General features: G+C 72.2%; 2 protein-coding genes. One reads left to right on the forward strand and one right to left on the reverse strand.

What is annotated here, in order from left to right:
- Positions 1-288: GntR family transcriptional regulator (locus VBO01S_RS31545; RefSeq protein WP_157627561.1), on the reverse strand; the 288-nt coding region annotated here is incomplete at its 3' end.
- Positions 289-375: 87 nt separating this feature from the next.
- On the opposite strand from VBO01S_RS31545, the gene VBO01S_RS31550 reads away from it, so the two are divergent.
- The coding region (locus VBO01S_RS31550) for an MFS transporter (RefSeq protein ID WP_157627562.1) at positions 376-680 on the forward strand (305 nt) is incomplete at its 3' end.

Genomic DNA, 680 nt, shown 5'->3' on the forward strand with positions numbered 1-680 from the left:
GGGCGCGGGCCGGCCACGCCGCAACGCGGGCAGCGTGTCGGCCACGTAGGTACCGGAGCCCGGGCGCGCCAGCAGGTAGCCCTCGCTCAGCAGCAGGTCGTAGGCCGCCAGCATCGTGTTGCGCGACACACCCAGCCGCTGCGCCAGCGCGCGCGTGGCGGGCAGGCGCGCGCCGGGCTGCAGCCGGCCATCGAGGATGGCGTCGCGCAGCTGGCGGTGCAGCGCGCGCAGCAGGTCGCGCGAACCGGCGGCCGGCAGGCGCAGGGCAAGCTCGAAAAGTGGCTCCATGATCTTTGCCGATTGTGGTTCTTTTGAAGAGCCGCCTGCAATCCTATTCTGAAGGCCTTGGAACACCCACCCATGGAGTCCTTCACCATGCACACCGCTCCTGAAACCCCGCAGCAGCAACCGCCGGCCGAACGCCTGCCCCTGGGCCTGGCCTGGCTCGCGCTGGGCGCCTTCGCCATCGGCACCGAAAGCTTCATGGTCGCCGGCCTGCTGCCGGTGCTGGCGGCCGACCTGCAGGTCAGCGCCGCGCGGGCCGGCCAGCTGGTGCTGCTGTTCGCGCTGAGCTATGCGATCGGCTCACCGCTGATGGCCGCGCTGCTCGCGCGTTTCGGGCGCCGCCCGCTGCTGATCGCCAGCCTGGCGACGTTCGCGGGCCTCACGGCGGCGGCCTC

The organism is Variovorax boronicumulans NBRC 103145 (assembly GCF_001591345.1).
Lineage (GTDB): Bacteria > Pseudomonadota > Gammaproteobacteria > Burkholderiales > Burkholderiaceae_C > Variovorax > Variovorax boronicumulans.